This is a genomic window from Blautia sp. TF10-30 (assembly GCF_003481245.1).
Lineage (GTDB): Bacteria > Bacillota > Clostridia > Lachnospirales > Lachnospiraceae > Fusicatenibacter > Fusicatenibacter saccharivorans.
On the sequence record NZ_QUKM01000006.1, the window covers coordinates 67,848 to 82,837 of the forward strand.

Below are 14,990 nucleotides of genomic sequence, written 5' to 3' on the forward strand. Positions count from 1 at the left end.
AAGGAATGCAGCGAAGTATGATAGAATAGAGAAAAAACAGAAAAGAGGATTATTGCCATGTTTCAGGTAATTGATATGCACTGCGACACCATCCCGGCGCTGCAGTGGAAGGAAAAACAGGAGCATCTTGCGGATGCGGATCTTCAGATCAATCTGGATAAGCTGGAAAAGGGCGGCAGCCTCTGCCAGTGCTTTTCTCTGTTTACGTTCCTGAAGGGACTGAAAGACGAAACACCGTTTGAGCATGTGAGAAAGCTGGCTGATCTCTGGAAATCAGAGGTGGAACGGTATCCGGACCGCATTTGTCAGATCAAAACGTATGCGGATCTGATGCAGGTACAGAAGGAAGGAAAAATAGGTGCGGTGATGACCGTCGAAGAGGGTGGTGTTTACGAAGGCAGTATCGAAAAACTGCACACACTGTACGATCTCGGTGTGCGGATTTCCACGCTGACCTGGAACTTTCCGAATGAGCTTGGATTCCCGAACCCGGCGCAGGAAGAGGGAAAGCCATATCTTCCGGATCTTGAAAACGGGCTGACACCGACCGGTATTACCTTTGTCGAGGAGATGGAGCGGCTCGGCATAGTGATCGATTTATCACACTTAAATGATGCCGGAATCCGCGATGTTTTTGCACATACGAGAGGTCCGGTCATTGCATCCCATTCCAATGCGCGCGGTGCGTGCTTCCATCTGCGAAACCTTTCAGATGAAATGATTCGTCAGCTCGCAGAGCGTGGCGGCGTCACCGGTATCAATTTCTGTCCGTCGTTTCTGCGCGAGGAGGAGCCGGCGGCGAAAAAGGCATCGACGATGGATATGGTACGCCATATGAAATATCTGCGCAACGTCGGCGGCATCGATATCATCGGCCTTGGAACCGATTTTGACGGTTTCAGCGGTGAAACGGATGTGCCGGACACCGCGCATATGCAGCATCTCGCAGATGTAATGAGCCACGACGGTTTCACCGATGAAGAGATAGAGAAGGTCTTTTCCAAGAATGTACTTCGGGTGTTTAGAGAATGCTGGAAATAAAACTACAGCTCCGGTGATGCCGCCAGAAGCTCCTTTGTATAATCATTCTGCGGATGCACAAACAGTTCTTCCGTCTCCGCGTTCTCCACAATCCGGCCTTCTTTCATCACGAGAACCCGGTCGCACATCTGATAGATCACGTTGAGGTCATGCGAGATAAAGAGAATCGAGAGCTGAAGCTCCTCCTGAAGCTGAACCATCAGCTCCATGATCTGCTTCTGAATCGTCACATCGAGAGCGGAAACCGGTTCGTCGGCAAGGATCAGGCGTGAGCCCTGGATCAGTGCGGCCGCGATGCTGACTCTCTGGCGCTGGCCGCCGGAGAGCTCATGCGGGCGGCGTTTCAGGTGCTCTGCGGAGAGACCGACTCTTTCAGCCATCGCAAGAACCCGTTTTTTTCGTTCTTCTTTCGGAACCTTCTGCATCCGAAGCGGTTCTTCTAAAATCCAGGAGATTTTCTTCGCCGGATTCAGGGAGGAAAACGGGTCCTGGAAAATCATCTGCGGATGGTCGACCTGCGAAATTATTTCGCCCTCATCTGGGCGGATAAATCCTAAGATCACTTTGGAGAGTGTCGATTTTCCGCATCCGCTCTCTCCGACGAGACCGAGAATTTCATTTTCATGAAGCTCGAAAGAGATATCATGAAGCACCGTTTTTCTCTGCTTTCCCTCCTGATAGGAGGCAGAAATATGGCTGACTTTCAGAATGTTGTTTGGACTGATTTCTTCCATGGGTTATTCCTCCTTTTCCGCAGGCGGAGCAGCTTTTTTGTCAGAGCCTGTCGGCCATTGAGCTGTTGGAGCGATTTTGATTCGCTTTCGCAGCGATGTTCGTCGGTTCGGAATTGCATCGAGCAGGCGGCGGGTGTAGTCTTCCTTCGGGTGGAAAAAGACATCGTCCACACTGCCGGATTCCACAATCGTCCCATGATTCATGACGATGACCCGGTCACAGAGCGAACGGATGACGCCGAGGTCGTGTGAGATAAAAAGAATCGCCGTGTGATGGCGTTCATTGATTTTTTTCAGCAGCTTTAAGATCTGCGACTGAATCGTCACATCAAGAGCTGTTGTCGGCTCGTCTGCAATCAGAAGCTTCGGTTCTGTAATAAGCGCCGCAGCGATCATCACCCTCTGGCGCTGACCGCCGGAGAGCTGGTGAGGGTATTTGTTGCAAAGCTTTTCCGGGTCGGGAAGCTCGACCTCATGCATTATGGCAAGAACCTTTTCATGACGTTCTGCCGGTGTGCAGCTCTCATGAATCAGCAGTCCCTCTGCAATCTGTTCTTCGATGGTCAGAACCGGATTTAAAGAGGTCATCGGCTCCTGAAAAATCATACTGATTTCTTTTCCACGGATGCGCTGCAGATCCTGGCTGGAAGCGTGCGCAACGGAAGAACCTTCGTAGAGAATTTCTCCGCCGGATACGGCGGAATTTTCCTTTAAAAGGTGCAGAATGGAGAGCGCCGTCTGGGTTTTGCCGGAACCGGATTCCCCGACAATGCCAAGCGTCTCACCTTCTTCTAAGGAAAAGGAGATGCCTTTTACCACTTCGGTCGGTGGCGTGGTATCGTAAAATGCAATTTTTAAGTCACGTACATCGAGAAGTGCCATATCAGTTACCGCCTTTCTTCTGTAATCCGTCGCCGAGGAGCGATACGCCAAGCGCCAGTAAAATGACAGCAAGACCGGGGAAAACAGAGCCCCAGGGAGCAGTCATCAGATACGTCTGGGATTCTGAGAGCATCCGTCCAAGCGAGGCATCGGGCGGCTGGACACCGATGCCGAGAAAGCTCATGCCGGCCTCGGAGAGAACGGCGTTGTTGAAACCGATTGCTGCCATCGAAAGAAGGGACGGGACCGTATTTGGCAGGATATGTACAAATATGATCCGAAGATGGGAAACACCCATCAGACGGGCACTTTTGACATAGTCCATATCTTTGCGTGCGAGAAATTCGCTTCTGGTGATACGTGCAAAGCTCGGAATGAATACGATACCGAGTGCAAGGATCACGTTGTATTTGCCGGGACCCAGCAGCGCGATAAATACCAGCGCCAGCAGGATTCCCGGAAAGGAAACAATGACATCGTTTATGCGCATCAGGATTTCGTCAATCCATCCGCCAAAATACCCGGTGAACGCACCGACAAGAACACCAATGGTTCCGCCGAGTAGCAGAGTAGCGAAAGCGACGAAGAAGGTTGTACCGGTTCCTTTTAAGACGCGGCTGAAAATATCGCGTCCAAAGTGATCGCAGCCGAACGGGTGCGACAGAGAGGGAGCAGCAAACTTGGCTGCGCCGTTCATTGCATCCGGGTCGTACGGTGTATAGAAAAAGCCGATCAGAAGAAACAGAAGCATAAAAGCGGTGAGAACAGCTCCGATGATCAGCGTGAGATTGCGTTTCTTTTTCATAATGAAAACCCTTTCCTTTGTCGTGGGCGGCTCCCTGCGACCTTTCGGTCGCGGGAGCTGATGATCGAAAGCTCCCGTCAGTCTTTTACGCGGATACGCGGATCAATTCTGCCATACAGCAGATCTACCACGAAATTGATGATAATAATGAGGGCGGCGATCAGTACAAGGATGCCCTGAACCACGGGGTAATCGCGGTTGGAGATCGAAGTGATCAGAAGATTGCCCATGCCCGGAATCGAAAAAACCTGTTCCAGAATAATGCTGTTTGCCACAATATCTGCGATTGTCATGCCCCAGAAGGTCAGTACCGGAATCAGGGCGTTTTTCAGCACATGGTGATACATAACACGGCGTGTACTGTTTCCGCGGGAATAGGCGGTGCGCACATAGTCGGCATCGAGCTGTGAGAGCACAGAGCTGCGCAGCATTTTGACAGCCATGGAACAGCGCGGAAGTGCAATGGCGGCAGACGGTGCAACAAGATAACCGATAAAACCGGAAAAATTTTCAGAAATCGGCACATAGGCGCCCGGCTGAAACCATTTGAGAATCAGACCGAAAAGATACGTGATCAGAATACCGATGAAAAATCCCGGCACAGACATGATCACCTGATTGATCGTCATGATCAGCCGGTCCAGATGGCCTCCGGCGTGCTGTGCTGTGAAAATACCGATGGGAATCGAGACAACAAGGATCATCAGGAATGCGATAACGGTGATAGCGATGGTAATCGGAACTTTATCGCGGATCAGTTCTCCGACCGGCATCGAGTACGAATACGAGGTGCCGAGATCTCCATGAAAAAAGCCGGTTACCCACGAAGCATACCGTTCCAGAACCGGCCGATCCAGTCCCATTTCCTTTTGCAGAGCCTCAATCCGCTCCGGCGTCGCCTCCGTGCCAAGCTGCGATTTTGCCGCATCTCCGGGTATGACGGAAAAGGCAAAGAACGATAAAAAGGATACAAGAAGCAGCGTAAGAAGGAGAGAGCCGAATTTCTTTGCAATGTATTTCATGAATGGAAATTCCTCCTTGTGTAATGTAGGATACTCCGGGAATTTTTCCCGGCTTATAAAAGCAGGCACAGAAAAGCTTCGGGCGTATCGGCTGAAGGTTTTCGTGCACGTCATTTTTATTGTAGACAATGCAGGTGTAAATAGCAAGATAAAATTGGAATATCTCGAATTACAGAATAACAGGAAAAGGCCTCTTGCATAACCGGTGCGGATGATGCAAAAAGCCTTTGATAAATTGCCTTCGATAAATCCCCTGTTTAGTTTTCCATTTCCCGTCCGAGATACGTTGCCGCTACCTGGAGGAGCTTCTTTTCCGTGTCGCCCGGCAGGGACTCCCTGTCTTTGCCGCAGAGAATGACCGAACCGATGGCATCACCGGAGGAGAGAATCGGAAAAATGAGCTCCGGCAGAGGAGTAGTATTGTCTGTGTTTTCCAAAATTGAAAAATAAGCCTTTTCACCGGGACGCGCAAGTACTGTTTTCCGGTTCAGAATCGCCTCCTCCAGCCGGCTGCTGATGGACTTGCCAAGATAATTTTTCTGTTCCGGCCCGTTTGCCGCCACAATCTGTTCCTGATCCGAAACACAGACGAGACATCCGGTCACCGTTGAAATCGATTTTGTAAACCCTGCTGCGCATTCCGCCAGCTCTTCGATCGGTGAGTATTTCTTCAGGATAATCTCACCCTCCCGTCCGGTATAAATTTCCATGGCCTGTCCCTCCCGGATCCGCATCGTGCGCCGGATTTCCTTGGGAACTACCACACGCCCCAGATCATCAATCCTTCGAACAATTCCCGTCGCTTTCATATGAAAAATTCCTCCTGTTTCCGCAATGTACTTTCCATAATTTGTGCTGTATGGGTAGTATGTGGAAAAACAGGTGGAATTATGCATGGAAAAAAGAAACAGTATTTCCGCTGTTTGCAGCAATTTCGGAAAAATACAGTGGAACAGCAGTGGTTAGTCTGGTTGCTCCTTTTACAGAAGACTGCGGTCTTTTCCGAGATAGAACAAAGCGATCGTATCCGGTCCGACGTGGCTTCCGGTGCAGTAATCGTAGGAAGTATTGATAAACTCACGCACCTTCACTCTTTTCTGGATTTCTTCCATCATATAAAGAGATTCCTCATAGGCATCTGCATGTGCGATTCCGACGATCTGCTTTTCCGGTTCTTCGATCGTTTCACAGAAAAGACGAATCAGTTCATTTAAAACGGCCTTGCGTCCTCGGACATTCTTGTAGGAAACAATATAGCCATCTTCACTTCCACGCAGAATCGGTTTGATTTTCAGCATATTTCCGACCACAGCGACACTTCCCTTGATTCTTCCGGTACGGGAAAGATATTTCAGATCGCCGACGGTGAAAACACCGTTCATTTTGCTAACGTAGGTTTCCAGAAGATCTGCCGCTTCGTCTACGTTCATGCCCCGATCGCGCATTTCGCTGGCATAGATGGCGAGGATGCCCTGTGCAAGAGAGGCATTCAGGGAATCGACGAGGCGGATTTTACGTTTTCCGCCGTATTCCTCAAGAAGCTCCTCGGCAGCAAGTCTTGCGGAGTTATAAGTTCCGCTGATGTTTTTGCTTAAGGAAAGATAGATGACATCCTGATCTGCCTCAAGAGCGGTGCGGAACGCATCCGCAAAATTTGCGGTGCTGATCAGTCCGGTCTTGATTTCACAGCCGGTGCGCATGGCATTGTAATATTCTTTTCCTTTGGAAAGCTCCTCTTCCGGTGACAGATCCGGGTCGAAGCAGACCAGCTCTTTTCCATTCACAAGATTGACGAAAGAAACGACATGGATATCGTATTTTTTCGCAGTAACAGCAGGCAGATTTGCCGCTGAATCAACAAAAACCTGAAACATAAATAAAATTCTCCTTTGTAGTGTAAATGTCCCCCAAAATGATGTAACTTTTGATAAGCATTGTAGCACATTGTATCACCAAAGAAGAGAGATTTCAATGGAAGATAGACAACATACTACAAAGGAGTGTGCCGACAAGTTGATTCCTGAAATCATCTGTTTTCGGAAGAAATTTGACCAGGTATCAATGCATAGTAATAATGACTAAAAACGGCAGATGTATTTTTAGTAAAAACCGCTTTTGAAATAAAAATAAAATCGTTTTATAATAGAATCATAGCGAGTAGTGTAATGATGTGGGAAAAAACCATATGATACTGCTCGCTTTTATAAAACTATTTTCAGGAGGAACCGTATATGCATGAGTATGAAATCTTTATTGAAGAAATAAATCCGTGTGGAGGGGAGAAACATAGTAAAAAAACTTTGATCGAAGCAGAAGCAGTCAGTCCGGAAGCTTATGTAAAAGAAAACGGAAGATTTCCGGTTCTTGAATCCATGTGCAATGAAAGTGGAGATGTTGTAATAGTAACAGGAGATAATAAAGGTTCTTTTGTACGCTATACTTTTACGGAATAAAAGTGCCGGTCGGTAAGGAGAAAATTTTGTTTGACTTTTTGAAAAAAGAGGCAATATAATTACAGAAAACGAGTGGCGAGTAAGCGTAAATCCAGTTTACCGGCTGCTCGTTTTTGGTTTGCAGAAAATAAATATTGCCGTGAAAAGTGTGTAGCCTGTCAGCGTAAGTCCAGCTTATAAGATAAGGTGAACACTTTTTTTGTGCCAAAAAGAAAGGAGTTAAAACAAAATGGCGGAAAGCAACAAGATGAAGGAGATGCCGGTGAATAAGCTGATGATCAGGATGGGAATTCCGATGATCTTATCTATGGCATTGCAGGCAGTCTATAACATTGTAGACAGTGCATTTGTAGGAAATATGAGAGTGGGAAGTGAAGAGGCATTAAATGCACTGACACTGGTATTTCCGGTACAGATGCTTATGGTGGCAGTAGGAATCGGAACCGGTGTAGGAACCAATGCGCTTCTAGCAAGGACGCTTGGACAGGGAAACGGTAAAAAAGCTGCAAAGGTAGCGGGAAACAGTCTGTTTCTTGGTGTGATCATTTATGTGGTCTGCTTATTATTTGGTATCTTTGGGGTGAAAGCATATATTTCATCGCAGACAGTAGACACAGAAGTACTTATATTCTGTAAGTTATTTTCTATAGATATCCGCTGATAGTAGGTATCTATGATATCCTGCAAAGTAATCGTATTCATTTTTTCTTCGGCAGCCTTTTGAATTTCATTATAAAATCCCTGCAAAGATAACTGAATGTTAATACCAACGCCACAATCTGGATTGGTATGAGTATCTAAATGAAGCAATGGTTTATCACCTTCAACTGCTTTATAAATATCCAGCAATGTAATCTGATCGGCTGGTTTTGAAAGAGAAGGACGGGCATGTCCGGCTACACTGGTCATAAGTTCCGCTTTTTTTAGTTTTAACATAAGCTGGCGTACAAAGCCGGGATTTGTATGGACACTTTCTGCAATTGAGGCACTGGAGAGGGATTTTTCCTGGTTGATAGCAATCAGAACCATCACATGAACAGTATCACTTAATTTCGTTGAATATTTCATGATAAGAAACTCCTTGTAGTATGATATAATGATCTTGTTTTCACGTTTTTGGGATGAAAATATTTCTGGTTTGTTTAAAACATCCTAAGTTCTCAACAGTTCTTTTTAATGTGTTGATAAACTGTACATTTTTTAATGCTTTGATGATTGTAAATAATATAATTACAACTATAATGGAGATTAAAGGAAAAGTCAACACAGATACTATAAATGTTCACAAAGGAGAACTTATGGAATACAAAAATCAAACAGAAAATCGTGCATTTCAGGAAATGTTGCAGGCAGCAGTAAAACGGCTGCAAAATCGTTCCGGAGAGGAGATTGCTGCAAAAAGCGGGGCTGTTTTTCATAGCAGCCGGAATGTACTTGAGATAATGAGTTTTTATGAAACGATTGAAATTCAACTTCCTGAATTCTATATTAACTCAGACATAGATGAATGGCATTATCTGACGTTGCTGCATTATCTGGATATGGCCGATGGCACAGAAGGCTCACAGAAGCTCATTACTTTTGGTAACCTGAAAGATGGATTGATACGGGGAACCAAGTTTGACCGGACTGCAGAGCAGAAACTGGAAAAGCTTTTGCAGGATAAAGATCCTGAGAAAATTCAGAAAGCATGTAAAAACCTGGGTGCAGAATTCACAGAGACAAAGGCGGATCTGTGTGCTGTTTTTCCAGTTCTGCCAAGATATCCGGTAACTTTAAAGATATGGTTTGCAGATGAAGAATTTCCTGCATCTGGCAAAATATTTCTTCAGGATCATGCCGATCATTATCTGAGTGTAGAAGATGCGGTAACAGTTGGAGAAATTTTGCTGCAAAAATTATCGGAAGCCTTTTCTTCTCTCTGATCATGAATCAGAAAACTTTCCAACCCGGCTTTGATAAATTTGTCGATTACTGTCTGAATCTGTTTCCAGTCATTACAGTGATTGCGGAGCATCAGTCTGTTGATGGAAAGGCAGCCATTCATTTGAAAATAAAAAACCGATTCTGCCTGTTCAAAGGTCAGGAGGCTGTGTGACATAAGCCAGGTCACATAGCCTTCTTTTGTATTTTCTGCTATTTTTTCCAGAAGAATAGGGGCAATTGCATCATCCAGAAACAGTGCCCTGTATTGTGATTCCATCTGTATTTTCTGACAGAACGGATAGGAACAGCTTTTTTGATTTAGACAGAATAAATGATCTACAGTTGTTAACATATCCTGAGTCATATCATTAAAAATATCTGATAATACATCATGGATATCGTAGTAATGAAGATAAAAAGTGCCACGGTTGATTTCAGCATTTTTGCAGATCTCTGTAACTGTAATTTTCGTAAAACTTTTCTGATTTAACAACTCTAAGAACGTATCTTTTATGGTTTGCCTGGTATAGCGGGTACGGCGATCTTGTTTTCTCGTTTTTTCTGACATTATATACTCCTGTATTAGTTAGTATCATATAATTTCTCAACAATTTTTCTGATGTGTTGAGTAACCATACAAATCTCACAGATTGATTATTGTAATTTATATAGTAACAACTATAATGAGGTTTAAAGAAAAAGTCAACAGATTGTTCAGAATTTTAGGAGGAAAAACATGGGACATGTAATTGCAGTATCAGGAAAAGGTGGCGTAGGAAAAACAACTCTTTGTGGATTGTTGATCCAGTATTTATGTGAAAGCGGAAAACGTCCGGTCCTAGCGGTGGATGCAGATGCAAATGCAAATTTGAACGAAGTGCTCGGTGTTGAGCCGGAGGTCACACTTGGGGAGCTGAGAGAAGAAATTGAGCGGGCAGGCATAGACCCACGATATCAGATTCCCTCCGGTATGACAAAACAGGCATATCTGGAAATGCGTCTTTCTGATGCGATTGCAGAAGAAGACGATTATGATTTGATGGTAATGGGACGAACCCAGGGACAGGGCTGCTATTGTTTTGTAAATGGCCTTGTACAGACCCAGGTTCAGAAACTGCAAAGCCATTATCCATATATTGTGGTTGATAACGAAGCGGGTATGGAACACATCAGCAGAGGAATTCTGCCAATGATGGAAGTTGCGATTCTTGTGAGTGACTGTTCCAGAAGAGGTGTTCAGGCAGCCGGACGTATTGCAAAGCTGATGAATGAATTAAACTTTAAACCACAGAAAACTGGATTAATCGTGAATCGTGTTCCGGATGGAAAACTGGATGCCGGAACTCTGGAAGAAATCCGAAATCAGGGATTGGAACTGTTAGGCGTTGTGCCACATGATGACCAGGTATATCAGTATGACTGTGATGGAAAGCCGATCATACGGCTTCCGAAAGATTCTCCTGTAAGAAGTGCACTGGGAGAAATTGTAAAGAAATTAGGATTGTGAGTTGGAGGATTGAAAGTTTGAAGATTGAGTAAACAGAAATATTATCTGATTTGATATAACCAATTGCAAAGAAAGGAAAATCTTCATGAGAAATCATTGGACAGAAATAGAAAAATATTTAGAAGACCAGAAGATAGCGCAGGAACTGATTGGAGAACTGAGAGATTTTCACATGCGTTATACGGTAGAGGATCAGGTAAAGGAACGAGTAGAAAAACCGGATATGCTGTTTTATGGGAAAAAGATTCTGGAAATGTCAATAGCAGCGCTTCTTCAGGGAGATAACCTTTTACTTTCCGGCGCGAAAGCTACAGGAAAAAATGTACTATGTGAGACACTGGCATGGATATTCGGAAGACCGGAATACGACATTTCTTTTCATGTAAATACAGACAGTGCCGATCTGATTGGAACGGATACCTTTATAAATAATGAGGTTCGCCTTCGGAAAGGCCCCATCTACCAATGCGCGGAATTTGGAGGATTTGGAATCCTGGACGAAATCAATATGGCAAAAAATGATGCGGTTTCTGTACTGCATGCCACACTGGATCATCGGCGCAGAATCGATATTCCAGGATATAACAGGATTTTACTTCATCCGGCAACACGATTTATCGGCACGATGAATTATGGCTACGCAGGTACCAGAGAGCTAAATGAAGCATTGGTTTCAAGGTTTATGGTAATTGATATGCCTGAAATGGATGAGGATAGTGTCCTTTTTATATTAAGACAACATTTTCCGGATGGGGAAAAAAGTGCACTGAAAGCTTTTGCAGGACTGTTTCTGGATTTGCAGATCAAAGCTTATCATGGAGAAATCTCAACAAAATCTCTTGACCTGAGAGGATTGGTTTCTGCTGTAAAAGCAACAAGAAGCGGACTTTCTCCAATTGATGCAATCCAGATGGGAATCATAAATAAAAGTTTTGATGTATTTGAAAAAGAGATCGTAGAAGATGTGGTTTCTACCAGAATCCCATCTTCCTGGACCGGAAAAGACATATGGGGGTAAACTTGTATGGAGGATGTCAGATGGCCGGCGGAACAACTGGAAGAACATCATCTGGAGATCAGCAATCGTATCAGAAATCTTTTTTGGACAGTCAGTGGTGATTATGATACGGAATTTGAACCGGATACAGAAAAATATGTTTATTCAAAACAAACGGTTCTGTATGAGGCAGTGAAGCAGGGTGCCTTTGCACGATATTTTGATCAGAAGAAACTTGGCATGTATTTGATGAAAAAAATACATTTTTCTGCTGGAGAAGATATGCTTTTGCCTCTTGCTGGATTATGCATGGATGCTGCAGTGAATCGTTTTATCATTCGAGAACGTTTGGGAACAAAGGAAATCAGAGAACAGGCGTTCAGAGAATTGGAAAAGGCCGAGGAAGAGCAGGTATCAGACAAAGCTGGAACAGACCTGATTCACAGGATTAGGCTTCTGTATATAAGGCATGTTCTGGAGAACACAGACGATGAGGGAATGGATCCACAGGCAGAGATTGCATTGTACAAGATTCTTTCTCTGAAGGATGCGGAAAATACGGAAGATGTCATAAACGTGATAGATGAGATTTATAATCATGTTCTGGATCCCTCTTTTGAAAAAAGGAATGGAAATCTGGAGAAGATTCTGAATTTACCGGATATGGCATTAGCCAATGACGCGTGGCAGGAATGCATGACGGATGAACAGATGGAAGACATCATTCAAAAATATCTTTCTAATCTCAAAAAAAAGATGATGAGTCTGGATATCAGAAACAAAAAGAAAAAAAGATTTTATTTCTCTCCGGAAAATGAAGAAGTTCCGGAAAGCTCGGAGAATATAAATCCACAGGCAGTGCGACGGATACGGGAATATGTGGAACTGAATTACGGAAAATCGTATCTAAGTGAATCGGAGCAGGCCAGAGTCAACCGGAAATTTTGTACAGGAATCCATAAAAACTGTAACCTGTATCTTACAGATGGAATATTACAGAGCCCTGTGATTAAAAATAATCAATACCGTTTTTCTCAGCTTCAGTTTGAAAAAAATAAAGCCTATTATGGAAATAATCACTGGATCATTAAAAGAAATATTTCTGTGTTGGCAGAGTCACTGAAACGGGCCTTTATAATCCGAAAGGATGATTTTGTCAGCAGATCTGATGCAGGACAGCTTGTTCCTGAGAGATTATGGAAAATTGGAAGAACAGACGATGACAAGTTATTTAATAGAAAAAAGAGATCTGACGATTCTGAGTTTGTAATAGACGTCCTGATTGATTCCAGTGGTTCCCAGGCTGACAGACAGGCTCAGGTAGCGGCACAGGGATATATTATCAGTGAAGCATTAAGCCAGGCAGGAATTCCTCATCGGGTGACAGGATACTGTGCTTTCTGGGGATATACAGTACTTCAGAGATTTCGGGATTATGAAGATTCAAGGGAAACAAATGAAAGAATCTTTCAATTTCGGGCATATGCCAATAACAGAGATGGGCTTGCACTAAAAACAGTCTCTTCCTCTCTCATGGAGCGACCGGAAAAAAATAAGATTTTAATCGTATTAAGTGATGGAAAACCCTGTGATATGAGCATACAACGACCAGGAACCCGCCAGCCCAAGATCTATGACGGAGAAAAAGCTGTGAAAGATACTGCATATGAGGTACGTCGGGCCAGAAATCAGGGAATTTTCGTAATTGGTATTTTTGCAGGGAATGAAGAAGAGCTCTCCGTGGAAAAGAGAATCTATGGAAAAGACTTTGCCTATATTCGTAATATCAGCAATTTTTCCCGTATAGTAGGAACTTTTTTACGAAGACAAATTGATATGGAATGAAAATGGAGGAATCACTATGGGTAAAATTGAATTTTCCAATTGCCAGGATGTAAGAAATCAGAAAAGGATACAGGAATTAGATTGTCCACGCTGTCATGAACCGGGAGGCATTGAAGCCTTTGTGAAAGACGGGATACTTGCAGAGGACGGAGTATGTGATAACTGCGGATATATTCTTCCAGAAGGAACAGAACTGGAGGAAGTGGAGTAAGACAGTTTGAAGTATGGTCATATGTAATGCCTATTATTTAGAAAAAAGAAAAGGAGTAAAGATAGAGATGAAAATAGCAGTTTGCGGAAAAGGTGGATGTGGAAAAAGTACAGTAACCAGTCTTTTGGCTAAGGCTTTAGCCAGACGAGGAAAAGAAATTTTGGTAATTGATTCCGATGAATCTAATTATGGTCTACACCGACAGCTGGGTATGAAGCTTCCCAGAGATTTTACAGACTATTTCGGTGGTAAGCAAAATGTTTTAAATGATATGATGTTATCAAAATTTACTCATCAGTTTTTTGAGGAAACCTGGACTATAGATGATATACCGGAAGATTATTATAGTCTGAAGGACGGTGTAAAACTGATGACCAGTGGAAAAATTCATCAGGCAAATGAAGGGTGTTCTTGTGCTATGGGAACTGTTATGACTCAATTTATCCAAAATCTCAGGCTTACAGAAGACCAATTTGCGCTAATGGATATGGAGGCTGGTATTGAACACTTTGGACGTGGAATTGATAACGGTGTAGATTTGATATTGATAATCATAGATCCATCCTATGAATCCCTACAGCTTTCCAAAAAAATCGGGGAATTATCGCAAAGTATTCGAAAACCATTTTATTACGTTCTAAATAAAGTAACAAAAGAAAATCAGGAAATGATGTATGAAGCTGTATGGAATTCAAGTCGAGTCGCTGTATCTCTTAGTGCGGATCCTGGTATTATGGGAGAGGGACTGATTGGGAAAGAACTATCAGAAAAACCAGATGCTATTGAAAACTTAACAGAATTTCTACTTTCTATTTAACAGAATAAGGAGATTTAGGTGGGTATAGGATGATACAGATTGCAATTGTGGAAGATGAAGAAATTTACGTAAAACAATTAACAGAGTATATCCGGAAATATCAAACGGAAAGGGGAAGATCAATAAAGGTTACGGTATTTGGTGATGGAGAAGATATCACTGAGAATTACAGTGGCGGTTTTGACATTATTTTGATGGATATTCAGATGCGGTTCATGGACGGTATGACAGCAGCAGAAAAAATCCGTCAGATGGATCAGAAAGTAATTATTATGTTTATTACAAATATGATTCAATATGCAGTACGTGGATATGAAGTTGATGCAATGGATTATGTGGTAAAACCAGTTGAGTACTTTTCTTTTTCGCAGAAACTGGATAAAGCAGTTGGACGTATGCGCTCTGAGGTTAAAGAATTCCTTACGATTCCGATTGGGGAAGGAGTTGTGAAGATAGATATAGCAGATATCTATTATATTGAGGGGCAGAGACATAATGTAATTTATTATACTTCGAGAGGAGATTACTGTTCAAGAATTACGATGAAAGAACTCGAAGAAAAACTTGCGGTACATAATTTTTTTCGATGTGCAAAGGGATACCTGGTAAATATGAATCATGTAGAGGGATTTGTTGGTTCTGATTGTGTGATCCATAATGTACATATACCTGTCAGCAGAACCAGAAAAAAAGAATTCATGAATCTGCTTTTGCAAAACCTCAATATGGAATGATTTCATGCGAAATGGA

17 protein-coding genes and 1 pseudogene are annotated in these 14,990 nt (G+C 43.3%); 10 read left to right on the top strand and 8 right to left on the bottom strand.

All coding sequences use genetic code 11. The annotated features are described in order from the left end of the window. Positions 1-57 precede the first annotated feature (57 nt). On the top strand, positions 58-1,041 hold the full coding sequence (locus tag DXD02_RS07470; protein ID WP_117801846.1) for a dipeptidase: 984 nt from the start codon (positions 58-60) through the stop codon (positions 1,039-1,041). Positions 1,042-1,043: 2 nt separating this feature from the next. On the opposite strand, the gene DXD02_RS07475 is transcribed toward DXD02_RS07470, so the two are convergent. The 6 genes from DXD02_RS07475 to DXD02_RS07505 all read right to left on the bottom strand — a co-directional run bounded on the left by DXD02_RS07475 (position 1,044) and on the right by DXD02_RS07505 (position 6,358). Beyond that, a complete protein-coding gene (locus DXD02_RS07475; RefSeq protein ID WP_117801847.1) occupies positions 1,044-1,775 on the bottom strand; it encodes an ABC transporter ATP-binding protein in 732 nt (243 codons plus the stop codon). Positions 1,776-1,778: 3 nt separating this feature from the next. Beyond that, on the bottom strand, positions 1,779-2,657 hold the full coding sequence (locus tag DXD02_RS07480; RefSeq protein WP_117510044.1) for an ATP-binding cassette domain-containing protein: 879 nt from the start codon (positions 2,655-2,657) through the stop codon (positions 1,779-1,781). 1 nt (position 2,658) lies between these two features. Beyond that, positions 2,659-3,462: an ABC transporter permease gene (locus tag DXD02_RS07485; protein ID WP_022462692.1), complete on the bottom strand. Its 804-nt coding sequence runs from the start codon at positions 3,460-3,462 to the stop codon at positions 2,659-2,661. A gap of 77 nt (positions 3,463-3,539) precedes the next feature. Then, on the bottom strand, positions 3,540-4,484 hold the full coding sequence (locus DXD02_RS07490) for an ABC transporter permease (RefSeq protein ID WP_022462693.1): 945 nt from the start codon (positions 4,482-4,484) through the stop codon (positions 3,540-3,542). A gap of 257 nt (positions 4,485-4,741) precedes the next feature. Then, complete coding sequence (locus DXD02_RS07500; RefSeq protein ID WP_055221761.1) at positions 4,742-5,293, bottom strand: stage V sporulation T C-terminal domain-containing protein; 552 nt, start codon at positions 5,291-5,293, stop codon at positions 4,742-4,744. Between the two features lie 171 nt (positions 5,294-5,464). After that, positions 5,465-6,358 (bottom strand): DegV family protein, encoded by an 894-nt coding sequence (locus tag DXD02_RS07505; RefSeq protein WP_055267132.1) that lies wholly within the window; start codon positions 6,356-6,358, stop codon positions 5,465-5,467. A 357-nt stretch (positions 6,359-6,715) separates the two neighbouring features. On the opposite strand from DXD02_RS07505, the gene DXD02_RS07510 reads away from it, so the two are divergent. Both DXD02_RS07510 and DXD02_RS07515 read left to right on the top strand, forming a co-directional pair. Further along, positions 6,716-6,937, top strand: coding sequence for a hypothetical protein (locus tag DXD02_RS07510; RefSeq protein ID WP_055221757.1), 222 nt, complete (start codon positions 6,716-6,718; stop codon positions 6,935-6,937). A 229-nt stretch (positions 6,938-7,166) separates the two neighbouring features. Beyond that, positions 7,167-7,562: pseudogene (locus DXD02_RS07515) on the top strand (MATE family efflux transporter); the annotation flags it as partial. Here the strand turns inward: DXD02_RS07515 and DXD02_RS07520 are convergent. Next, positions 7,484-8,005, bottom strand: coding sequence for an Rrf2 family transcriptional regulator (locus tag DXD02_RS07520; protein ID WP_330425862.1), 522 nt, complete (start codon positions 8,003-8,005; stop codon positions 7,484-7,486). The pseudogene DXD02_RS07515 and the gene DXD02_RS07520 overlap by 79 nt on opposite strands. A 230-nt stretch (positions 8,006-8,235) precedes the next feature. Here DXD02_RS07520 and DXD02_RS07525 point away from each other — a divergent pair, with 230 nt between their 5' ends. Further along, on the top strand, positions 8,236-8,862 hold the full coding sequence (locus DXD02_RS07525) for a DUF3786 domain-containing protein (protein ID WP_055221749.1): 627 nt from the start codon (positions 8,236-8,238) through the stop codon (positions 8,860-8,862). On the opposite strand, the gene DXD02_RS07530 is transcribed toward DXD02_RS07525, so the two are convergent. Beyond that, positions 8,784-9,431 carry a TetR/AcrR family transcriptional regulator gene (locus tag DXD02_RS07530; protein WP_019162593.1) on the bottom strand — a complete coding sequence of 216 codons (648 nt, stop codon included), beginning with the start codon at positions 9,429-9,431 and terminating at the stop codon, positions 8,784-8,786. The genes DXD02_RS07525 and DXD02_RS07530 overlap by 79 nt on opposite strands. Positions 9,432-9,599: 168 nt before the next feature. Here DXD02_RS07530 and DXD02_RS07535 point away from each other — a divergent pair, with 168 nt between their 5' ends. The 6 genes from DXD02_RS07535 (at position 9,600) to DXD02_RS07560 (ending at position 14,974) form a co-directional block, all read left to right on the top strand. Continuing rightward, the gene (locus DXD02_RS07535; protein WP_117762263.1) at positions 9,600-10,370 is read left to right on the top strand and encodes an ATP-binding protein; all 771 of its coding nucleotides are present in this window, start codon (positions 9,600-9,602) and stop codon (positions 10,368-10,370) included. A gap of 85 nt (positions 10,371-10,455) precedes the next feature. Further along, positions 10,456-11,388: an AAA family ATPase gene (locus DXD02_RS07540; RefSeq protein ID WP_118666647.1), complete on the top strand. Its 933-nt coding sequence runs from the start codon at positions 10,456-10,458 to the stop codon at positions 11,386-11,388. A gap of 6 nt (positions 11,389-11,394) precedes the next feature. Next, entirely contained in the window at positions 11,395-13,212 is a 1,818-nt protein-coding gene (locus DXD02_RS07545; protein WP_118666648.1) for a cobaltochelatase CobT-related protein, read from the top strand. Between the two features lie 16 nt (positions 13,213-13,228). Continuing rightward, the gene (locus tag DXD02_RS07550; protein ID WP_055226254.1) at positions 13,229-13,423 is read left to right on the top strand and encodes a hypothetical protein; all 195 of its coding nucleotides are present in this window, start codon (positions 13,229-13,231) and stop codon (positions 13,421-13,423) included. 67 nt (positions 13,424-13,490) lie between these two features. Continuing rightward, a complete protein-coding gene (locus tag DXD02_RS07555; protein WP_118666688.1) occupies positions 13,491-14,240 on the top strand; it encodes an ATP-binding protein in 750 nt (249 codons plus the stop codon). A gap of 29 nt (positions 14,241-14,269) precedes the next feature. Next, positions 14,270-14,974: a LytR/AlgR family response regulator transcription factor gene (locus tag DXD02_RS07560; RefSeq protein ID WP_117510049.1), complete on the top strand. Its 705-nt coding sequence runs from the start codon at positions 14,270-14,272 to the stop codon at positions 14,972-14,974. Positions 14,975-14,990: the final 16 nt, after the last annotated feature.

What these genes read in the sequence shown, in the direction of transcription:
- DXD02_RS07540 (WP_118666647.1), top strand. Translation starts at nt 10,456, where the DNA reads ATGAGAAATCATTGGACAGAAATAGAAAAATATTTAGAAGACCAGAAG.
- DXD02_RS07480 (WP_117510044.1), bottom strand. Translation starts at nt 2,657, where the DNA reads ATGGCACTTCTCGATGTACGTGACTTAAAAATTGCATTTTACGATACC.
- DXD02_RS07505 (WP_055267132.1), bottom strand. Translation starts at nt 6,358, where the DNA reads ATGTTTCAGGTTTTTGTTGATTCAGCGGCAAATCTGCCTGCTGTTACT.
- DXD02_RS07475 (WP_117801847.1), bottom strand. Translation starts at nt 1,775, where the DNA reads ATGGAAGAAATCAGTCCAAACAACATTCTGAAAGTCAGCCATATTTCT.
- DXD02_RS07530 (WP_019162593.1), bottom strand. Translation starts at nt 9,431, where the DNA reads ATGTCAGAAAAAACGAGAAAACAAGATCGCCGTACCCGCTATACCAGG.
- DXD02_RS07525 (WP_055221749.1), top strand. Translation starts at nt 8,236, where the DNA reads ATGGAATACAAAAATCAAACAGAAAATCGTGCATTTCAGGAAATGTTG.
- DXD02_RS07485 (WP_022462692.1), bottom strand. Translation starts at nt 3,462, where the DNA reads ATGAAAAAGAAACGCAATCTCACGCTGATCATCGGAGCTGTTCTCACC.
- DXD02_RS07490 (WP_022462693.1), bottom strand. Translation starts at nt 4,484, where the DNA reads ATGAAATACATTGCAAAGAAATTCGGCTCTCTCCTTCTTACGCTGCTT.
- DXD02_RS07510 (WP_055221757.1), top strand. Translation starts at nt 6,716, where the DNA reads ATGCATGAGTATGAAATCTTTATTGAAGAAATAAATCCGTGTGGAGGG.
- DXD02_RS07500 (WP_055221761.1), bottom strand. Translation starts at nt 5,293, where the DNA reads ATGAAAGCGACGGGAATTGTTCGAAGGATTGATGATCTGGGGCGTGTG.
- DXD02_RS07545 (WP_118666648.1), top strand. Translation starts at nt 11,395, where the DNA reads ATGGAGGATGTCAGATGGCCGGCGGAACAACTGGAAGAACATCATCTG.
- DXD02_RS07560 (WP_117510049.1), top strand. Translation starts at nt 14,270, where the DNA reads ATGATACAGATTGCAATTGTGGAAGATGAAGAAATTTACGTAAAACAA.
- DXD02_RS07520 (WP_330425862.1), bottom strand. Translation starts at nt 8,005, where the DNA reads ATGAAATATTCAACGAAATTAAGTGATACTGTTCATGTGATGGTTCTG.
- DXD02_RS07555 (WP_118666688.1), top strand. Translation starts at nt 13,491, where the DNA reads ATGAAAATAGCAGTTTGCGGAAAAGGTGGATGTGGAAAAAGTACAGTA.
- DXD02_RS07535 (WP_117762263.1), top strand. Translation starts at nt 9,600, where the DNA reads ATGGGACATGTAATTGCAGTATCAGGAAAAGGTGGCGTAGGAAAAACA.
- DXD02_RS07470 (WP_117801846.1), top strand. Translation starts at nt 58, where the DNA reads ATGTTTCAGGTAATTGATATGCACTGCGACACCATCCCGGCGCTGCAG.
- DXD02_RS07550 (WP_055226254.1), top strand. Translation starts at nt 13,229, where the DNA reads ATGGGTAAAATTGAATTTTCCAATTGCCAGGATGTAAGAAATCAGAAA.